17 protein-coding genes are annotated in these 16,302 nt (G+C 70.5%); 6 read left to right on the top strand and 11 right to left on the bottom strand.

All coding sequences use genetic code 11. The annotated features are described in order from the left end of the window. Positions 1–12: 12 nt before the first annotated feature. Together H4N58_RS02845 and H4N58_RS02840 are read right to left on the bottom strand one after the other, a co-directional pair. Complete coding sequence (locus tag H4N58_RS02845; protein ID WP_167001446.1) at positions 13–693, bottom strand: response regulator transcription factor; 681 nt, start codon at positions 691–693, stop codon at positions 13–15. Next, a complete protein-coding gene (locus tag H4N58_RS02840; protein ID WP_243842870.1) occupies positions 690–1,871 on the bottom strand; it encodes a cell wall metabolism sensor histidine kinase WalK in 1,182 nt (393 codons plus the stop codon). Before H4N58_RS02840 ends, H4N58_RS02845 begins: the two co-directional genes overlap by 4 nt. Before the next feature lie 133 nt (positions 1,872–2,004). On the opposite strand from H4N58_RS02840, the gene phoU reads away from it, so the two are divergent. Then, complete coding sequence (gene phoU, locus H4N58_RS02835) at positions 2,005–2,652, top strand: phosphate signaling complex protein PhoU (protein WP_167001444.1); 648 nt, start codon at positions 2,005–2,007, stop codon at positions 2,650–2,652. 95 nt (positions 2,653–2,747) lie between these two features. Here phoU and H4N58_RS02830 read toward each other — a convergent pair whose 3' ends face one another. Both H4N58_RS02830 and H4N58_RS02825 read right to left on the bottom strand, forming a co-directional pair. Further along, on the bottom strand, positions 2,748–3,557 hold the full coding sequence (locus H4N58_RS02830; protein ID WP_167249835.1) for a sulfite exporter TauE/SafE family protein: 810 nt from the start codon (positions 3,555–3,557) through the stop codon (positions 2,748–2,750). A 3-nt stretch (positions 3,558–3,560) separates the two neighbouring features. Continuing rightward, positions 3,561–4,310, bottom strand: coding sequence for a phosphoglyceromutase (locus H4N58_RS02825; RefSeq protein WP_167001443.1), 750 nt, complete (start codon positions 4,308–4,310; stop codon positions 3,561–3,563). A 79-nt stretch (positions 4,311–4,389) separates the two neighbouring features. Here H4N58_RS02825 and H4N58_RS02820 point away from each other — a divergent pair, with 79 nt between their 5' ends. Further along, a complete protein-coding gene (locus tag H4N58_RS02820) occupies positions 4,390–5,400 on the top strand; it encodes an NAD-dependent epimerase/dehydratase family protein (protein WP_167001442.1) in 1,011 nt (336 codons plus the stop codon). Positions 5,401–5,402: 2 nt separating this feature from the next. Here H4N58_RS02820 and H4N58_RS02815 read toward each other — a convergent pair whose 3' ends face one another. The 3 genes from H4N58_RS02815 to mshA are packed head-to-tail and all read right to left on the bottom strand — an operon-like array spanning position 5,403 to position 7,973. Further along, complete coding sequence (locus H4N58_RS02815; protein WP_167001441.1) at positions 5,403–6,119, bottom strand: Clp protease N-terminal domain-containing protein; 717 nt, start codon at positions 6,117–6,119, stop codon at positions 5,403–5,405. 32 nt (positions 6,120–6,151) lie between these two features. Then, the gene (locus tag H4N58_RS02810; protein WP_370465456.1) at positions 6,152–6,670 is read right to left on the bottom strand and encodes a YbjN domain-containing protein; all 519 of its coding nucleotides are present in this window, start codon (positions 6,668–6,670) and stop codon (positions 6,152–6,154) included. 34 nt (positions 6,671–6,704) lie between these two features. Continuing rightward, positions 6,705–7,973, bottom strand: a complete 1,269-nt coding sequence (mshA, locus tag H4N58_RS02805; protein WP_167002315.1) for a D-inositol-3-phosphate glycosyltransferase — start codon at positions 7,971–7,973, stop codon at positions 6,705–6,707. 89 nt (positions 7,974–8,062) lie between these two features. Between mshA and H4N58_RS02800 the strand changes: the two genes are divergently transcribed. Next, a complete protein-coding gene (locus H4N58_RS02800) occupies positions 8,063–8,821 on the top strand; it encodes an SDR family oxidoreductase (RefSeq protein ID WP_167001440.1) in 759 nt (252 codons plus the stop codon). Here H4N58_RS02800 and H4N58_RS02795 read toward each other — a convergent pair. Beyond that, positions 8,775–9,362, bottom strand: coding sequence for a TetR/AcrR family transcriptional regulator (locus tag H4N58_RS02795; RefSeq protein ID WP_167249096.1), 588 nt, complete (start codon positions 9,360–9,362; stop codon positions 8,775–8,777). The two genes, H4N58_RS02800 and H4N58_RS02795, sit on opposite strands and share 47 nt — an antisense overlap. 65 nt (positions 9,363–9,427) lie before the next feature. On the opposite strand from H4N58_RS02795, the gene H4N58_RS02790 reads away from it, so the two are divergent. Both H4N58_RS02790 and H4N58_RS02785 read left to right on the top strand, forming a co-directional pair. After that, positions 9,428–10,591 carry an acyl-CoA dehydrogenase family protein gene (locus tag H4N58_RS02790; protein ID WP_167001438.1) on the top strand — a complete coding sequence of 388 codons (1,164 nt, stop codon included), beginning with the start codon at positions 9,428–9,430 and terminating at the stop codon, positions 10,589–10,591. Between the two features lie 7 nt (positions 10,592–10,598). Continuing rightward, positions 10,599–11,357, top strand: coding sequence for an SDR family NAD(P)-dependent oxidoreductase (locus H4N58_RS02785; RefSeq protein ID WP_167249098.1), 759 nt, complete (start codon positions 10,599–10,601; stop codon positions 11,355–11,357). A gap of 22 nt (positions 11,358–11,379) precedes the next feature. Here H4N58_RS02785 and H4N58_RS02780 read toward each other — a convergent pair whose 3' ends face one another. Then, the gene (locus H4N58_RS02780; RefSeq protein WP_167249100.1) at positions 11,380–12,936 is read right to left on the bottom strand and encodes a DHA2 family efflux MFS transporter permease subunit; all 1,557 of its coding nucleotides are present in this window, start codon (positions 12,934–12,936) and stop codon (positions 11,380–11,382) included. 226 nt (positions 12,937–13,162) lie between these two features. On the opposite strand from H4N58_RS02780, the gene typA reads away from it, so the two are divergent. Then, positions 13,163–15,037: a translational GTPase TypA gene (gene typA, locus H4N58_RS02775; RefSeq protein WP_167001435.1), complete on the top strand. Its 1,875-nt coding sequence runs from the start codon at positions 13,163–13,165 to the stop codon at positions 15,035–15,037. Positions 15,038–15,126: 89 nt separating this feature from the next. On the opposite strand, the gene H4N58_RS02770 is transcribed toward typA, so the two are convergent. Both H4N58_RS02770 and H4N58_RS02765 read right to left on the bottom strand, forming a co-directional pair. Then, positions 15,127–15,468, bottom strand: coding sequence for a DUF2200 domain-containing protein (locus tag H4N58_RS02770; protein WP_167001434.1), 342 nt, complete (start codon positions 15,466–15,468; stop codon positions 15,127–15,129). A 201-nt stretch (positions 15,469–15,669) separates the two neighbouring features. Further along, positions 15,670–16,299: an alpha-ketoglutarate-dependent dioxygenase AlkB gene (locus H4N58_RS02765; RefSeq protein ID WP_167001433.1), complete on the bottom strand. Its 630-nt coding sequence runs from the start codon at positions 16,297–16,299 to the stop codon at positions 15,670–15,672. Between the last annotated feature and the right edge of the window lie 3 nt (positions 16,300–16,302).

The raw sequence follows: 16,302 nt of genomic DNA, 5'->3' as shown, positions 1-16,302 counted from the left end.
GACGGTCGAGCCCTACGCCTCGTACTTGTAGCCGAGCCCTCGTACGGTCACCAACGTCGAAGGACGCGACGGATCAGGCTCGATCTTGGCCCGCAGGCGCTTGACGTGGACGTCCAACGTCTTGGTGTCGCCGACGTAGTCCGAGCCCCACACCCGGTCGATCAGCTGCCCGCGCGTCAGCACCCGGCCGACGTTGCGCAAGAACAGCTCGAGCAGCTCGAACTCCTTGAGCGGCAGGCGTACCTCCTGGCCGTCGACGGTCACCACGTGCCGGTCGACGTCCATGCGGACCCGCCCAACCTCGAGCGCCGCGTCGCCACCAGCGTCCTGCTCACCGCCGCGGCGCAGGACGGCACGGATGCGGGCGACGAGCTCGCGCGGGCTGTACGGCTTGGTGACGTAGTCGTCGGCCCCGAGCTCGAGCCCCACGACCTTGTCGACCTCGGAGTCCTTCGCGCTCACCATGATGACCGGCACCGACGACGAGGCGCGCAGCTTGCGGCACACCTCCGTGCCGCTGATCCCCGGCAGCATCAGGTCGAGCAGCACGATGTCGGCGCCGCTGCGGTCGAACTCCTCGAGGGCGGCGTGCCCGTCGGTCGCCACCGCGACCTCGAACCCCTCTTTGCGCAGGACGTACGAGAGCGCGTCGATGTAGCTCTCCTCGTCCTCGACGACGAGCACACGGGTCACGGTCGGACCTCCTGGATCGGTTCGGGCTCAGGACGCGAGCGGGTCTCGTCGTGCTCGCGGGTACGGGCGGAGGCGGGCAGGACGAGCGTGAACGAGGAACCCTCTCCGGGTTCGCTCCAGACCTCGACATAGCCCGCGTGGCTGGCGGCGACGTGCTTGACGATCGACAGGCCGAGACCGGTGCCGCCCGTGCTGCGGGCACGCGCCGGGTCGACCCGGTAGAAGCGCTCGAAGATCCGCTCCAGCTCGGGCTCGGGGATACCAACACCCTGGTCGCGCACGGTGATCCTGACCTCGTCACCGGCAGCGGCGGCGTCGACCGCAACGTGGGTGTCACCCTCGGAGTACGCGACGGCGTTCTCGACGAGGTTGTTGACGGCCTGGAGCAGCTGCTCCCCGTCGCCATGGACGAAGAGCTCGTCGTCGCAGCGAGTCGTGAGCTCGATGCCGCGGGCCTCGGCATCGACGGCGTTGCGCTCCGCGGCGGTCGCGATCATCGCGGCGACGTCGACCTCGTACGGGTCGTCGACCAGCGCGTCGCCCTGCAGCCGCGAGAGCTCGATGATCTGCTGGACGAGGCGCGTCAGGCGGGCCCCTTCACGCTTCATGCGGCCGCTGAATCGGACGACCGCCTCCGGGTCGTCACGCGCCTCCGCGACGGCTTCGGCGAGCAGGTTGAGCGCGCCGACCGGGGTCTTGAGCTCATGGCTGACGTTGGCGACGAAGTCACGCCTGATCATCTCGACGCGGCGCTCGGTGGTCCGGTCCTCGACCAGCACGAGCACCAGACGTGAGGTCAGCGGCGCGACCCGGACGAGCACGTGCCGCTGGCCACCGCGCCCGATGCCGAGGGCGAGCTCCTCCTCACGCACCTGCCCGTCGCGCCGGACCAGCCGGACGAGGTCGCGCAGCATCGCGTTCTCGAGGCGGGTGTCCTGGAGGAGTCCCATCGCGTGGGCCGGGGCGGAGGCCTTCACGACCCGGTCGGCAGCGTCGACGATGACGACCGAGGAGCGCAGGACGGCGAGGACGTCGTCGGCGCCGGCCGGCACCTCGGGGTCGGGACGGTCGGGTACGTCCTCCTGCTGGCGCTCGCTGTAGCGCCACGCCCACACCACGCCGGCCCCGAGCAGCAGGCCCACCGTGGTGCCGAACGCGAACGCGATGTTCGGATCCACGTCTCGATCGTACGCACTCGCCTGCGACGCACCCGGCCTCTCGCGCTCCGGGGCGACCGCGGTTCCACGAGAGTTCACCCGCCGTTCACCGCAGGTCGGGAGGGGTTCACCGGGCGGTCCTAGGTTGCGGAGCATGCGTGACTTCTACGACGACCAGCTCGATGCCCTGGACGCTGACCTGGTGGCGATGACGACCGCGGTGCGCTTCTCGCTCACCCGGGCCTCGACGGCACTCCTCGACGGTGACCTCGGTGCCGCCGAGACCGTGATCAGCGGCGATGCGGTGATCGATGCCGCCCGGGAGTCGTGCGAGAGCGACGCGATCTCGCTGCTCGCGACGCAGCAGCCGGTCGCGACCGACCTGCGCCGCGTCGTCGCCGGGCTACGCATCGCCGGGGACCTCGAGCGCATCGGCGACCTCGCCGTGCACGTCGCCAAGCTCGCCCGGATGCGGATGCCCGAGGCCGCCGTCCCGCCGTCGGCCCGGCCCATCATCGCGAAGATGGCACGTGTCGCCGAAGGCATGCTGGAGTCGGTCGCGATCGTGCTCGGGACCCACGACCTCGATGCGGCCGCGGCGCTGCTGGCCGCCGACGACGAGATGGACGGGCTCTATCGCCGGATGTTCCGCAACCTGCTCGACGCCGAGTGGGACGGCGGCGTGGAGGCGGCGGTCGACGTCGCACTGCTCTCGCGCTACTACGAGCGCACCGGCGACCACGCGGTGTCGATCGCGCGTCGCGTCGTCTACCAGGTCACGGGCGAGGTCCCGCAGGCCTAACCCTGCCCGCCCCCGCGATTTGACGCCTTTTCCCACCGAGTCGCGCCCGCACTACGTGGGAAGGGCGTCAAATCGTGGAGGAGGCGGCGGGGCGGTCAGCGCATGCCGAGGATGTTGTACAGCGCGACGAGGCCGAGCACGATGATGCAGGCCCGCAGCAGCGCAGGTGGAAGGCGGCGCCCGACCCCTGCCCCGATCACACCGCCGACCAGCGAGCCGGCGGCGACGAGGCCGACCGCCGTCCAGTCGAGCTCGTGCGTGCCACCTCCCCAGGTCGCGACGACGATGTACGTGGTCGCTGACACGACGTTGACCCCGAGCACGAGCACGTTCTTGAGGGCGTTCATCCGCTGCAGCGCCAGGGGTACCAGCAGGCCGAGGGCGCCCATGAGGAGGATCCCCTGCGCCGCCGCGAAGTAGCCGCCGTAGATGCCGGACAGGAACACCGTCACGGCCACGGCGGCCTTCCGCGGCACGCTCATCGTGTCGAGCGTGACGGCAGCGGCCCCGGAGGCTTCACGCCTCGCCTTCAACCAGCGCTGCAGCGGCGGCTGCACGACGACGAGCACCAGCGCGAGCACGAGCAGCACCGGCACGACGGCGATGAACGCGTCCTCCGGCAGGTGCAGGAGCAGGTAGGCGCCGACGACCGAACCGAGCAGCGACGCCGGGAGCAGGCGCTTGACCAGGAACGCCTGGCCGGCCAGCTCCCGGCGGTAGCCGAACGAGCCCGTCACGTTGCCAGGCACGAGTCCGACGGCGTTGCTCATCGTCGCCGTCACCGGCGGCACGCCGAACGCGACCAGCGTCGGGAACGTGATGAGCGTGCCGGACCCGACGACGGTGTTGATGACTCCGGCACCGACCCCCGCGAGGAGGACCAGCGCCATCTCGAGGACGGACAGAGGTCAGCGCCCCTGGTTGGCGACGGCCTCCGCAGCGGCCCGAGCAGCCTCGGGATCGAGGTAGCGGCCGCCGGACGTGAGCGGACGCATGTCCTCGTCGAGCTCGTACAGCAGCGGCATTCCGGTGGGGATGTTGAGACCGACGACGGCCTCCTCTGACAGCCCGTCGAGGTGCTTGACGAGCGCGCGGAGGGAGTTGCCGTGCGCGGCCACCAGCACCGTACGGCCGACACGCAGGTCGGGGACGATCGCGTCGTACCAGTACGGCAGGGCCCGGTGGAGCACGTTCGCGAGCGCCTCCGTACGAGGACGCACCTCCGGCGGCAGGTCGGCGTACCGGATGTCGTGGAACTGGCTGTACTCGGCGTCCTCGGGCAGTGGCGGCGGCGGGACGTCGTACGAGCGACGCCACTGCATGAACTGCTCCTCGCCGTACTCCTCAAGGGTGGCCTTCTTGTCCTTGCCCTGGAGCGCTCCGTAGTGGCGCTCGTTGAGTCGCCACGAGCGGCGCACAGGGATCCAATGGCGGTCGATGCCGTCGAGCGTGATCTGCGCGGTGCGGATCGCGCGGCGCAGCAGCGACGTGTGCACGACGTCGGGGAAGAGCCCTGCTTCGGCGAGCAGGGGCGCGGCGGCCCGCGCCTCGGCCTCGCCCTTCTCAGTGAGGTCAACGTCGACCCAGCCGGTGAAGAGGTTCTTCTGGTTCCACTCGCTCTCGCCGTGGCGCAGCAGGATCAAGGTGTACGGGCTCATGCGTCTCAGCCTAGCGACGGCTCGTCTGCCCACGGCAGAACACCTTGCCCGCGAGAAGGCGGCCGACGAGGGTGGGCGGATGAGACTGCTCGTGCTCGGAGGAACCCACCACGTCGGACGGGCCGCGGTGGAGGAGGCGCTCGCCCGTGGGCACGAGGTCACCACGCTGACCCGCGGGACCAGCGGCCCGCCTGCCGACGGTGTCGACGCCCGGTACGCCGACCGGCGCGACCCGGCGGCCGTCGCGGCTGCACTGGGCGACGACTCTTGGGACGCGGTATTCGACACGTGGTCGCAGGAGCCGAGCACCGTACGGACGGGAGCGCGTCTGCTCGCCGACCGCGTCGCGCACTACGGCTACGTGTCGAGCCGGTCGGTGTACGCCTGGCCACCGGCCCCGGGGGCCGACGAGTCCGCGCCGGTCGTCGACGGTGATCCGGACATCGACGACGCGAGCGACTACGGCGCCGCCAAGCGTGGCGCCGAGCTGGCGGTGCTCGACGCCTTCGGCGAGCGGGCGCTCGTCGCTCGCGCCGGGCTCGTGATCGGCCCGTACGAGCAGGTCGGACGGCTGCCGTGGTGGCTCGAGCGGGTCGCACGCGGCGGAGAGGTGCTCGCGCCCGGGCCGGCCGACCGGCCGCTGCAGTACGTCGACGGTCGCGACCTCGCCGCGTGGATGCTCGACTGCGCCGAGGCAAAGACGGGCGGTGTCGTCGACGCAGTCAGCCCGCCCGGACACACGACGACGCAGGCCCTGCTCCACGCATGCGTCGCGGCGACCAGAGCGGACGCATCGCTGGTGTGGGCGCCGCCCGAGGTGCTCGCCGCCGAAGGGATCACCGGCTGGAGTGACCTCCCGATCTGGGTGCCGCCGACCGGAGACCTGGCCGGCCTGCACGAGAGCGACACCCGCGCCGCGTACGAGGCAGGTCTGCGCTGTCGGCCGATCGAGGAGACGGTCGCGGACACCTGGGCCTGGCTGCAGGCCGAGGGTCGGCCGACGTCGGCGCACCCCGAGCGCCAGCCGTCCGGGATCGACGCCGAGACCGAGCGACTGATCCTCGCACGCGTGCGAGGATCAGTCGGCTGAGCTCAGCCGGCCGCGCTCGCGCGGAGCTGCTCGTCGACCGCGGCCGGATCAGCCCCGGCAGCCGCGAGGGCGTCCGCGACGGCGGCGTTGTCGAGGAGTGCCAGGAGCACATGCTCGGTCCCGATCTGGGTGGCGCCGAGCCCCTGGGCATGCGCGAAGGTTGCCTCGAGAGCCCGGCGCGCGTCGTCGTCGAACGGGATCAGCGCGGGAACGACGGCGACCGGATCAGGCAGGGTCACGACGAGGGCGCTCCGGAGCGCCTCGAGATCGACCTGCGCCGCGAGCGCCTGCGACGCCGTCGCGTCGGATCGATCGAGGAGCCCGATCACGAGATGCGCGGGGCGGATCTGGTCGTGGCCCGCCGTACGAGCCAGCTCCTGCGCACCCACGACCACCTGCCGCGCGTGCGCGGAGTACTGGCTGAAGCCGGCGGCCGGGTTGAGCGTAGGTGCTGCGTCGGTGGCCGGTCGCGCGACGAACCGCTTCTGCGCGGCCTGCTTGCTGACCCCCATGCTTTGACCGATCTGGGACCACGATGCTCCGGTGCGACGGGCCTGATCGACGAAGTGACCGATGAGGTGGTCGGAGATATCTCCGAGGCTCTCGGCGGCGACCACTGCGCTGGAGAGCTGGTCGAGCGGGTTGTCGTAGCCGCGTTTGACGGCGTCGATGAGGTCGTCGAGGCGGACAGGGAGCTGCGTGCGGGATTCTTCAGGCATTCGTCAACCTTAGGTTGACGAATGCCTGGGCGTCAACCCTGAGTTGACTCATTTTCGAGCAGGTGCCGGAACGCCTCGAGGTTGCGGGTCGACTCGCCTCGCGAGACCCGCCACTCCCACTCCTTGCGGATCGACGTCGCGAAACCGAGCTCGAGGATCGTGTTGAACGACTCGTCGGCATACGTGAGCACCGACCCGAGGATGCGGTCGACCTCGTCCTCGGTGATCGCGTGCAGCGGCAGGCGGCCGTCGAGGTAGATGTCCCCCGCACTGTCGACCGCGAAGGCCACCCCGTACATCCGCAGGTTGCGCTCGAGCAGCCAGCGATAGACGGCTTCGTGGTTCTCGTCGGGCCGACGTGCCACGAAGGCGTGTACGCCGAGGGCGTGGTCACCGACCTCAAGCCGGCAGGTCGTCTGGAGCTTGCGCACCCCTGGAAGCGTGATCTCGAAGACGCCCGGTCGGAACTCGGTGTGCTCGAGCTCGGCTGTGGCCAGCGCGCTCCGGATCGTCGCCGCAGCCGCCCAGGGCGCGTCCTTCGTGTCGTCCACTGCATCCCCTCCGTGGGCGCCGGCGCGCGGCGCTCTACTGTCCGACGGCCGTCGGCAGCGCCTGCATCTCGGCGACCGCGTCGGCGTACACGGCGAGCGTACGCTCGGCCGTCGCGTCCCAACCGAACCGCGACGCGTGGCGAACCGCGGCGCCCGACATCGACGCGTGCAGGCCAGGCTGGTCGAGGATCTGCGCGAACGCCGCCGCATAGTCGGCCGGGTCGTGCCCGTCGACGAGCATCCCGGTGACACCGTCGTGGACGGCCGTCGCGAGGCCGCCGACCTTCGCCGCGACGACCGGCGAGCCGCAGGCCTGTGCCTCGACCGCCACGAGCCCGAAGGACTCGTTGTAGGAGGGCACGCAGACGATCGAGGCAGCGGCGTACCAGAGCGCGAGCTCGTCCTGCGCGACCGGCGGGACGAACCGGGCCCGATCGGAGATGCCGAGGCCGTGGGCGAGGTCGAGCAGGGCAGTCGGGCGCTCGAGCCCGCTGCCGGACGGACCGCCGACGACCACCACGGTCGTCCGGTCGCGGCGCCCGGACGACATCAGACGCGCCGCCGCCTCGAGCACCACGTCGGGCGCCTTGAGCGGCTGGATGCGTCCGGCGAAGAGGATCACGTCGCCGTCCTGCGGCAGCCCGAGCGCGGCCCTGGCGGCGGCACGGCCGCAGGGCTTGAAGCGTTCAAGGTCGACTCCGGGATGGACGACCTCGACGCGCGACGCGACGGCTCCGTACAGGTCGACCATCTGGGACGCCTCGTCGGCGGTGTTGGCGATCAGCCGGTCGGCCACGTCGACGAGCTGCTGCTCCCCCGCGACCCGACCAGCAGGCTCCGCGTGGTCGCCCGCAGCGAGGCTGGCGTTCTTGACCTTCGCCATCGTGTGCATCGAGTGGATCAGAGGCACGCCCCAGCGGTCACGGGCGACCAGGCCGACCTGCCCGGACAGCCAGTAGTGGCTGTGGATCGCGTCGAACCAACCGACGGGATGCGTCGCCTCTGCCCGCAGCACGTCGCGGACGAACGTGCACATCTGGGCCGGGAGGTCCTCTTTGCCCAGGCCCTCGAAGGGGCCGGCAGGGACGTGGCGGACGCGCACGCCCGGCAGCGCCTCGACGACCGGCGGCTGGTCGGAGGACGTGGCTCGGGTGAAGATCTCGACCTCGACCGAGCGCGCGGCGAGGCGGCGGGCGAGCTCGAGGACGTACACGTTCATGCCCCCGGCATCACCGTTGCCCGGCTGCGCGAGGGGCGACGTGTGTGCCGAGAGCATCGCGACGCGGCGCACCTCGGGGGACATCCTCACGATTCCATCCTAGGCAGGCACGCCAGGGGACTCGGGCAGGACCAGGTGCGCCATGGACCGTCGGTCGTGGCAGCATCTGCAGCATGCCGGACGCCACTGACACTTCCCGCCGTACCGCCGTCGTCACCGGTGCCAGCAGCGGGATCGGAGCCGCCACCGCACGCCGCCTGGCTGCCGACGGGTTCCGCGTCGTGTGCGCGGCCAGGCGCGCCGATCGCATCGAGGCGCTGGCCGACGAGATCGGCGGGATCGCGGTCGTGTGCGACGTGACCGACCAGGCGTCGGTCGACGCGCTCGCCGCCGCCGTCGGGCCGGACCTCGCCGTCCTGGTCAACAACGCCGGTGGCGCCGTCGGCCAGGAGCCGATCGAGCAGACCGACCCCGAGGCGTGGCGGCAGATGTACGACTCGAACGTCCTCGGGACGCTGCGGGTCACCAAGGCACTGCTCCCCGCGCTGCGCGCCAGCGGGGCAGGCACCGTCCTCAACGTCGGCTCCATCGCCGGCCACCTCGCGTACGAGGGTGGCGCGGGCTACACGGCGGCGAAGCACGGCGTCGCGATGATCACCGAGACGCTTCGCCTCGAGCTCAACGGAGAGCCGGTCCGCGTCACCGAGATCGCACCGGGCATGGTGCAGACCGAGGAGTTCGCGCTGGTGCGTTTCGGCGGCGACCAGGCGAAGGCGGACGCCGTCTATGCAGGCGTCGAGGAGCCGTTGACCGCCGACGACGTCGCCGATGCGATCGGCTGGATGGTCACGCGCCCGCAGCACGTGAACATCGACCTCATGGTCATCAAGCCGATCGCCCAGGCCGCGCCGTGGAAGGTCGCGCGGGGCTGACGCCGGCGACGAGGAGGCTGGCGAGCTGGTGGTAGGCCGTGGCGTCGTCCACGCCGGTCTGCGCCTCGAGCTCGCCGCTCTGGATGGACAGCATCACCTGGGCCGCGACGACGCCGGCGAACGCCGGGTCCACTCCGCTGCCCTGCGGCCCGAGGTCCGCGACGAGCTGGCGGACCCGTCGCGCCGCCCACTCGGTGTTGCGCCGATAGACGTCGCGCGCCGGCGCGAAGGCGTCGACGTCGGCGAAGAAGGCCGGCGACGCCGGGGCCAGCTCGCAGGAGATCGCCTCCAGGTACGTCCGGAGCCGTGCGACGGGGTCGGACTCCTCGGCGAGGCTCGCCTCGACGTGCTCGGTCGCACCGCGGAAGAAGGCGCGGACCGCGGCCGCGATGATCTGCTCCTTGCTCGGCGCGATCGCGTACAAGGTCGTACGGGAGCAGCGCAGCCGCGCGGCGAGGTCGCCGATGCCGAACGACAAGAAGCCCTCGGCGAGGAAGAGCGAGATCAGCTCGTCCATGAGCGCGTCGCGGCGGGCTGGCATGCGGCGACAGTACCAGGATCGCTTCTGCAGTACTCTGCTCGATACACGACTACGAGAGGGGTGCCATGCCCGTCGAGCGCCTGATGCCGACCGAGGAGTCGGCCGATCTCATCGCCCTGACCCGCGACCTCGTCGAGGGCGAGCTGCGGCCCCGCGTCGACGAGGCGGAGCGGACTGCCACCTTCCCCCGCGAGGTCTTCCGCACGCTCGGGCGCGCCGGTCTGCTCGGGCTCCCCTACCCCGAGTCGTACGGCGGGGGCGGGCAGCCGTACGAGGTCTATCTCCAGGTCGTCGAGGAGATCGCGTCCGCATGGGCGTCGGTCGGCGTCGGCACCAGCGTGCACGCGCTCTCGTGCTTCGGCCTGTTCACCGCGGGCACCGCGGAGCAGAAGCACGAGTGGTTGCCCGACATGCTCGGCGGCGAGCAGCTCGGCGCCTACTGCCTCTCCGAGGCCCACGCCGGCTCTGACCCGGCGGCGATGCGCACGCGCGCGGTCCGGCAGGGCGACGAGTACGTCATCGACGGCGCGAAGGCGTGGACCACCCACGGCGGTCAGGCCGACTTCTACAAGGTGATGGCGCGGACCGCGGACCCTTCGACAAGCTCAGGACAAGCAGCCGGCCGCGGGATCTCGTGCTTCCTCGTCCCCGCCGACACGCCTGGACTGGTCGCCGACAACCCCGAGGACAAGATGGGCCTGATGGGCTCGACCACGGCGACGATGCTGTTCGACGGCGTCCGTGTGCCGGTCGAGCGCCGCCTCGGCGCCGAGGGGCAGGGGCTGTCGATCGCGCTCGCCGGCCTCGACTCCGGCCGCCTCGGCATCGCCGCGGTCGCCACCGGCGTCGCGCAGGGCGCGCTCGACGTGGCCGTGCAGTACGCCAAGGAGCGCGAGACCTTCGGCAAGGCGATCATCGACCACCAGGGCCTCGGGTTCGTGCTCGCCGACATGGCGGCCGCGGTCGAGTCGGCGCGGGCGACCTACCTCGCCGCCGCGAGGCTCAAGGACGCCGGGCGACCGTTCGGCCGCCAGGCGTCGATCGCGAAGCTCGTCGCGACCGACAACGCCATGAAGGTGACCACCGACGCCGTCCAGGTGCTCGGCGGCGCCGGCTACACCAAAGACTTCCCCGTCGAGCGCTACATGCGCGAGGTGAAGGTCATGCAGATCTTCGAGGGGACCAACCAGATCCAGCGGCTCGTCATCAGCCGCGACCTCGCCCGATAGGAGCACCATGGACCTCGCCAACACCGCCGCGATCGTCACCGGAGGGGCCTCCGGCCTCGGTGCGGCCACCGCCGCCGCGCTGGCCGCACGCGGTGCGAACGTGTACGCGCTCGACCTCGCGCCGGCGATCGAGAAGGTCGCCGACGTCGAGGGCGTCACGTACGTCGAGACCGACGTCACCGACGGCGCCTCCGTACGCAACGCGGTCGCGGCGGCGGTGTCGAGCGGTCTGCCGCTCCGTACGGTGGTCAACTGTGCGGGCATCGGCCCGTCGGGACGCATCTTGTCCAAGCGCGGCCCGCACGACCTCGACCTGTTCGCGAAGGTCGTCCAGGTCAACCTCGTCGGCTCGTTCAACGTCATGACCGTCGCCGCCGAGGCGATCGCGCAGACCGAGCCCGACGCGGACGGGCAGCGCGGCCTCATCGTCAACACCGCCTCGATCGCCGCGTACGACGGACAGGTCGGCCAGGCGGCGTACGCGGCCTCCAAGGGCGGCATCGTCGGCCTCACCCTGCCGGCAGCGCGCGACCTCGCGCAGTACGGGATCCGGGTCTGCACCATCGCTCCCGGCATCGTCGACACCCCGATGCTCGCGACGGTGTCGGAGGAGTTCCGCGCCGGGCTCGCCGCCGGCATCCCGTTCCCGCAGCGCCTCGCGAAGCCGTCGGAGTTCGCCGACCTCGTCACGATGATCGTCGATCACGACTACCTCAACGGCGAGGTCATCCGGATGGACGGCGCGCTGCGCATGGCACCTCGCTGACGCCGGCTGCCGCCCCGTACGGTCAGTGCGCGGGCGGCACGGTCGCGTCCTCGGTGTCGAGCACCAGCACCTTCTCTCTGCGGCGAGGCAGGAAGGCCACGGGGATCAACGTGAGCAGCATCAGCACCCAGGCCACCCAGAACGTGCTGGCGAAGGCCGCCCCGGCATCGGCGAGGAACGCGTCGACCACCCGTTGGCCACCGAGCTGCGGCACGAGCTCGGGGTTGTCCCACGACCCGACGACGGCGTACCAGATCCGCTGTGGCGGCAGCCAGTTCGTGAGCAGCACCGACATCACCGCGACGCCCACCGAGCTCCCGATCTGCTGGTTGATGTTGATGAGCGTCGTGCCGCGCGCCACCTCGTGGTGCCTCAGCGTCTTGAGGGCCGCGGTGAACATCGGCATCATCGTGCCGCCCATGCCCAGGCCCATCACGAACAGCGCGAGCACGATCTTCCAGTAGTCGGTCTCTGACGTGATCTGGGTCAGCGGGAACATCCCCACGAGGATCCCGAGGATCCCAAACGGCACGATGCGGCCGATCGGGATCCTGTCGGTGAGGCGACCCGCGATCGGCATCGTCACCATCGCCCCGATGCCCTGCGACGCCACGAGCAGGCCGGCATTGAGCGTCGACTCGCCACGCACCTGCTGGAAGTACGTCGGGACCAGCAGCAGGCTGCCGAAGAACGCGGCGACGAACAGGAACATCACGATCACCGAGATCGTGAGTTCGCGGTTGCGGAAGAGCCGCAGGTCCAGCAGCGGGTGCTCCGGGCGGAACGAGTGCCACACGAACGCGAGCATCAAGAGCGCACCGACGAGCATCGAGACCCAGACGCGCGGGTCGGCGAACGTGCCCTTCTCAGGGATCGACGAGACGCCGAACAGGAACAGCGCGAGGCCTGGCGACAGGAGCAGCATCCCCACGACGTCGAACGACTCCGACGGCTCCGGCCGATCACCGGGAAGCGCCCTCCACGCGTAGATGACCGTCACGATCCCGATCGGCAGGTTGATCAGGAAGATCCAGTGCCAGCTCGCGTTCTCGATCAGCCAGCCGCCGATGATCGGGCCCAGGATCGGGCCGAGCAGCATCGGGATGCCGAGGATCGCCATCAGGCGGCCCATCCGGTTGGGGCCGGCGGCACGGGTCATGATCGTCATGCCCAGCGGCATGATCATGCCGCCACCGAGTCCCTGCAGGACGCGGTAGGCGATGAGCTGGTTGATGTCCTGTGCCGCGGCGCACAGCACCGAGCCAGCGGTGAACAGGCCGATCGCGACGATGAAGAGGCGTTTGGTGCCGAACCTGTCGGCCGCCCAGCCTGTCACGGGGATGACCGTGGCCAGCGCGAGCGTGTACGCGGTGACCGTCCAGGCGACATGGGAGTACGCCAGCGGATCCTCGGCGGAACCGAACTCCTCCTGGAACGTCGGCAGCGCGACGTTGACCACCGTGATGTCGAGGATCGACATGATCACCCCGAGGATGACCACCCCCGCGATCTTGAGGACCGCGGCGTCGATGTTCTCTGGGTACTCCGGCTGCTGGGTCGAGCTCTGCGTGTCAGCCATGTGCAACGTCGCCTTCCATGACGGAACCGGCACCCCGTGGTGTCGTCCTTCCACAGTGACCCCCGCCACCGACAGATGTCATCGGAATTTGCCCAGAGCGAACGAGAGACGGCAGTCACACACGGCTCATGGCCACCGATTCGTCCACGGTCGGTAGGATGGACGATGCTCTGCGCCGTGCGTACCGTCCGGCGCCTTCTCCCACGCAAGGACCGAACGCCACCGCATGCCCACACGCTCCGATCTCCGCAACGTCGCGATCGTCGCGCACGTCGACCACGGCAAGACCACCCTCGTCGACGCCATGCTTCAGCAGCAGGGCACGTACGACGAGCACCACCAGCTCGCCGAGCGCGCGATGGACTCCGGTGACCTCGAGCGCGAGAAGGGCATCACGATCCTCGCGAAGAACACCGCCGTCTCGTACTCCGGCCCCGGCGCCCCCGACGGCGGCGTCACGATCAACATCATCGACACCCCGGGCCACGCCGACTTCGGCGGCGAGGTCGAGCGTGGACTCTCGATGGTCGACGGCGTGGTCCTGCTGGTCGACGCGTCTGAGGGCCCGCTTCCGCAGACGCGGTTCGTGCTCCGCAAGGCGCTGCACGCCAAGATGCCGGTCGTCCTCGTCGTCAACAAGGTCGACCGTCCGGACGCCCGCATCAGCGAGGTCGTCGAGGAGGCGTACGAGCTGTTCATGGACCTGCTCGACGACTCCACCGACGCCGACGCGCTCAACTTCCCCGTGGTCTATGCCTCGGCGAAGGCCGGCCGCGCGTCGCTCACGCAGCCCGCGGACGGGGGTCTGCCCGACAGCGAGGACCTCATGCCGCTGTTCCAGACGATCCTCGACACCGTCCCCGCACCGACCTACACCGAGGACGCGCCGCTCCAGGCGCACGTCACCAACCTCGACGCCTCGCCGTTCCTCGGTCGTCTCGCGCTGATCCGCGTCCACGAGGGCACGCTGCGCAAGGGCGCCCAGGTCGCGTGGTGCAAGCGCGACGGCTCGGTCGACCGGGTCAAGATCACCGAGCTGCTCAAGACCGAGGCGCTCGAGCGGGTCCCCGCCGAGGAGGCCGGCCCCGGCGACATCGTCGCGGTCGCCGGGATCCCCGAGATCATGATCGGCGAGACGCTCGCCGACGCCGACAACCCGCAGCCCCTGCCGCTCATCCAGGTCGACGAGCCGGCGATCTCGATGACCATCGGCACCAACACCTCGCCGATGGCGGGGCGCGAGAAGGGCACGAAGGTCACCGCCCGCCTGGTCAAGGACCGCCTCGAGCGCGAGCTGGTCGGCAACGTCTCGATCAAGGTCCTGCCGACCGAGCGTCCGGATGCGTGGGAGGTGCAGGGGCGTGGTGAGCTCGCCCTGGCGATCCTGGTGGAGCAGATGCGCCGCGAAGGCTTCGAGCTGACCGTGGGCAAGCCCGAGGTCGTGACGCGCATCGTCGACGGCAAGGTGCAGGAGCCCGTCGAGCGCCTCACGATCGACTGCCCCGAGGAGTACCTCGGCACCGTCACCCAGCTCCTCGCCGTCCGTAAGGGCCGCATGGAGCAGATGACGAACCACGGCACCGGCTGGGTCCGGATGGAGTTCCTCGTCCCGGCGCGCGGCCTGATCGGTTTTCGCACGGAGTTCCTCACCGACACCCGAGGCACCGGCATCGCGCACCACGTGTTCGAGGGGTACGAGCCGTGGCTGGGCGACATCTCGACGCGTCCGAGCGGCTCACTGGTGGCCGACCGTGCGGGCGCCGCATCGGCGTACGCGATGACGAGCCTGCAGGAGCGCGGCGTCATGTTCGTCGACCCGACGACCGAGGTGTACGAGGGCATGATCGTCGGCGAGAACAGCCGCGAAGACGACATGGACGTCAACATCACCAAGGAGAAGAAGCAGACCAACGTGCGCTCCGCAACCTCCGACAACTTCGAGAAGCTGATCCCGCCGAAGAAGCTGTCGCTCGAGCAGAGCCTGGAGTTCTGCCGCGAGGACGAGTGCGTCGAGGTCACGCCGAGCAACGTCCGGATCCGCAAGGTGATCCTGGACGCCGGCGAGCGCGCGCGTTCGAAGCGCCGCGGCCCCAAGGGCTGACCCTCCACCCTCCGCGTTGGTCGCTGAGTGGTCACCCGCCGATCCCGGGTGACCACTCAGGCACCGACGTGTGCGAGGGACGCTGATTCCTAGGCCCGGAGAATCTTCTCCATCGCCTTGCCCTTGGCCAGCTCGTCGACGAGCTTGTCGAGGTAGCGGATCTTCTGCATCAGCGGGTCCTCGATGTCCTCGACCCGCACCCCGCAGACCACTCCGGTGATCAAGGGCGCGTTCGGGTTCAGCCGCGCCTCGGCAAAGAAGTCCTCGAAGGTCGTCTCCGCGTCGAGGTGACCCTTGAGCTCCGCGTCGTCGAAGCCGGTCAGCCACTCGATCACCCGATCCACCTCGGCCTTCGTACGCCCCTTCTTCTCGACCTTCTCCACATAGAGCGGATAAACCGAGGCGAAGCTGACGGTGAAGATACGGCTCATGCTCGCGAGGGTACGCGGCGTGCCGCCGCGGCGAGAACCCCTGCACGTCACTCACGAACCGACGCTACGTACGGCGGGAGCGGATCTTCCGGAACAGGGCGCGGGAGTCGCGTCCGAACACCGGCGAGGGCCCGTCGTAGCCGAGCCGGACCAGGTCCGCGTGCTCCTCAGGCACCGACGCGCGGGGCCGGGGGCGCGAGGCTAGAGGACGCCGCGGGGGCGGAGCTGGACGCTGATGCGCGGCCCCACAGGCTTCGCGGTCTTGGGGATCGCGTGCTCCCAGGTGCGCTGGCACGTGCCGCCCATCACGAGCAGGTCGCCCGAGCCGAGCGTGAACGACATCGAGGCGCCCCCACCGCGAGGGCGCAGCGCGAGACGCCGCGGCGAGCCCAGCGACAGGATCGCGACCATCGTGTCCTGCGAGCGGCTGCGCCCGATCCGGTCTCCGTGCCACGCGACGGAGTCGCGCCCGTCTCGGTAGAGGCACAGCCCGGCCGTCGCGAAACGCTCGCCCAGCTCGGCCTCGTAGTGGTCACCGAGCTCGTCGCGCGCACGGTCGAGCAGCGGGTGCGGCCACGTCGCGCGCTCGCCGAACCAGGCGAGCAGCCGAGGAACGGCGACCACACGCTCGTACATCTCGCGCTCGTCGGCACGCCACTCCACCCGGTCGTGCAGGTGGGCGAACAGGTCGTCGGCACCGTCCACCCAGCGGGGCCGCAGGTCGATCCATGCCCCGTACGCGAGGTCGTGGCGCACGAGGCCGTCAGCGAGGGGGCCGAGGGTGGGCTCGTCGGCGGTGTCGAAGAGCGACCCCTGGAACTGGACGGACATGAC

This window comes from Mumia sp. ZJ1417, from assembly GCF_014127285.1.
Taxonomy (GTDB): Bacteria; Actinomycetota; Actinomycetes; order Propionibacteriales; family Nocardioidaceae; genus Mumia.
Note: the sequence above shows the minus strand (reverse complement) of the source record. Positions and strands in the feature narration are given on the sequence as shown.

Coding starts and splice junctions, on each gene's coding strand:
- H4N58_RS02780 (WP_167249100.1), bottom strand. CDS start 12,936: ATGGCTGACACGCAGAGCTCGACCCAGCAGCCGGAGTACCCAGAGAAC.
- H4N58_RS02825 (WP_167001443.1), bottom strand. CDS start 4,310: ATGAGCCCGTACACCTTGATCCTGCTGCGCCACGGCGAGAGCGAGTGG.
- phoU (WP_167001444.1), top strand. CDS start 2,005: ATGCGTGACTTCTACGACGACCAGCTCGATGCCCTGGACGCTGACCTG.
- H4N58_RS02770 (WP_167001434.1), bottom strand. CDS start 15,468: ATGAGCCGTATCTTCACCGTCAGCTTCGCCTCGGTTTATCCGCTCTAT.
- H4N58_RS02790 (WP_167001438.1), top strand. CDS start 9,428: ATGCCCGTCGAGCGCCTGATGCCGACCGAGGAGTCGGCCGATCTCATC.
- H4N58_RS02820 (WP_167001442.1), top strand. CDS start 4,390: ATGAGACTGCTCGTGCTCGGAGGAACCCACCACGTCGGACGGGCCGCG.
- mshA (WP_167002315.1), bottom strand. CDS start 7,973: ATGTCCCCCGAGGTGCGCCGCGTCGCGATGCTCTCGGCACACACGTCG.
- H4N58_RS02765 (WP_167001433.1), bottom strand. CDS start 16,299: ATGTCCGTCCAGTTCCAGGGGTCGCTCTTCGACACCGCCGACGAGCCC.
- H4N58_RS02795 (WP_167249096.1), bottom strand. CDS start 9,362: ATGCCAGCCCGCCGCGACGCGCTCATGGACGAGCTGATCTCGCTCTTC.
- H4N58_RS02815 (WP_167001441.1), bottom strand. CDS start 6,119: ATGCCTGAAGAATCCCGCACGCAGCTCCCTGTCCGCCTCGACGACCTC.
- typA (WP_167001435.1), top strand. CDS start 13,163: ATGCCCACACGCTCCGATCTCCGCAACGTCGCGATCGTCGCGCACGTC.
- H4N58_RS02800 (WP_167001440.1), top strand. CDS start 8,063: ATGCCGGACGCCACTGACACTTCCCGCCGTACCGCCGTCGTCACCGGT.
- H4N58_RS02785 (WP_167249098.1), top strand. CDS start 10,599: ATGGACCTCGCCAACACCGCCGCGATCGTCACCGGAGGGGCCTCCGGC.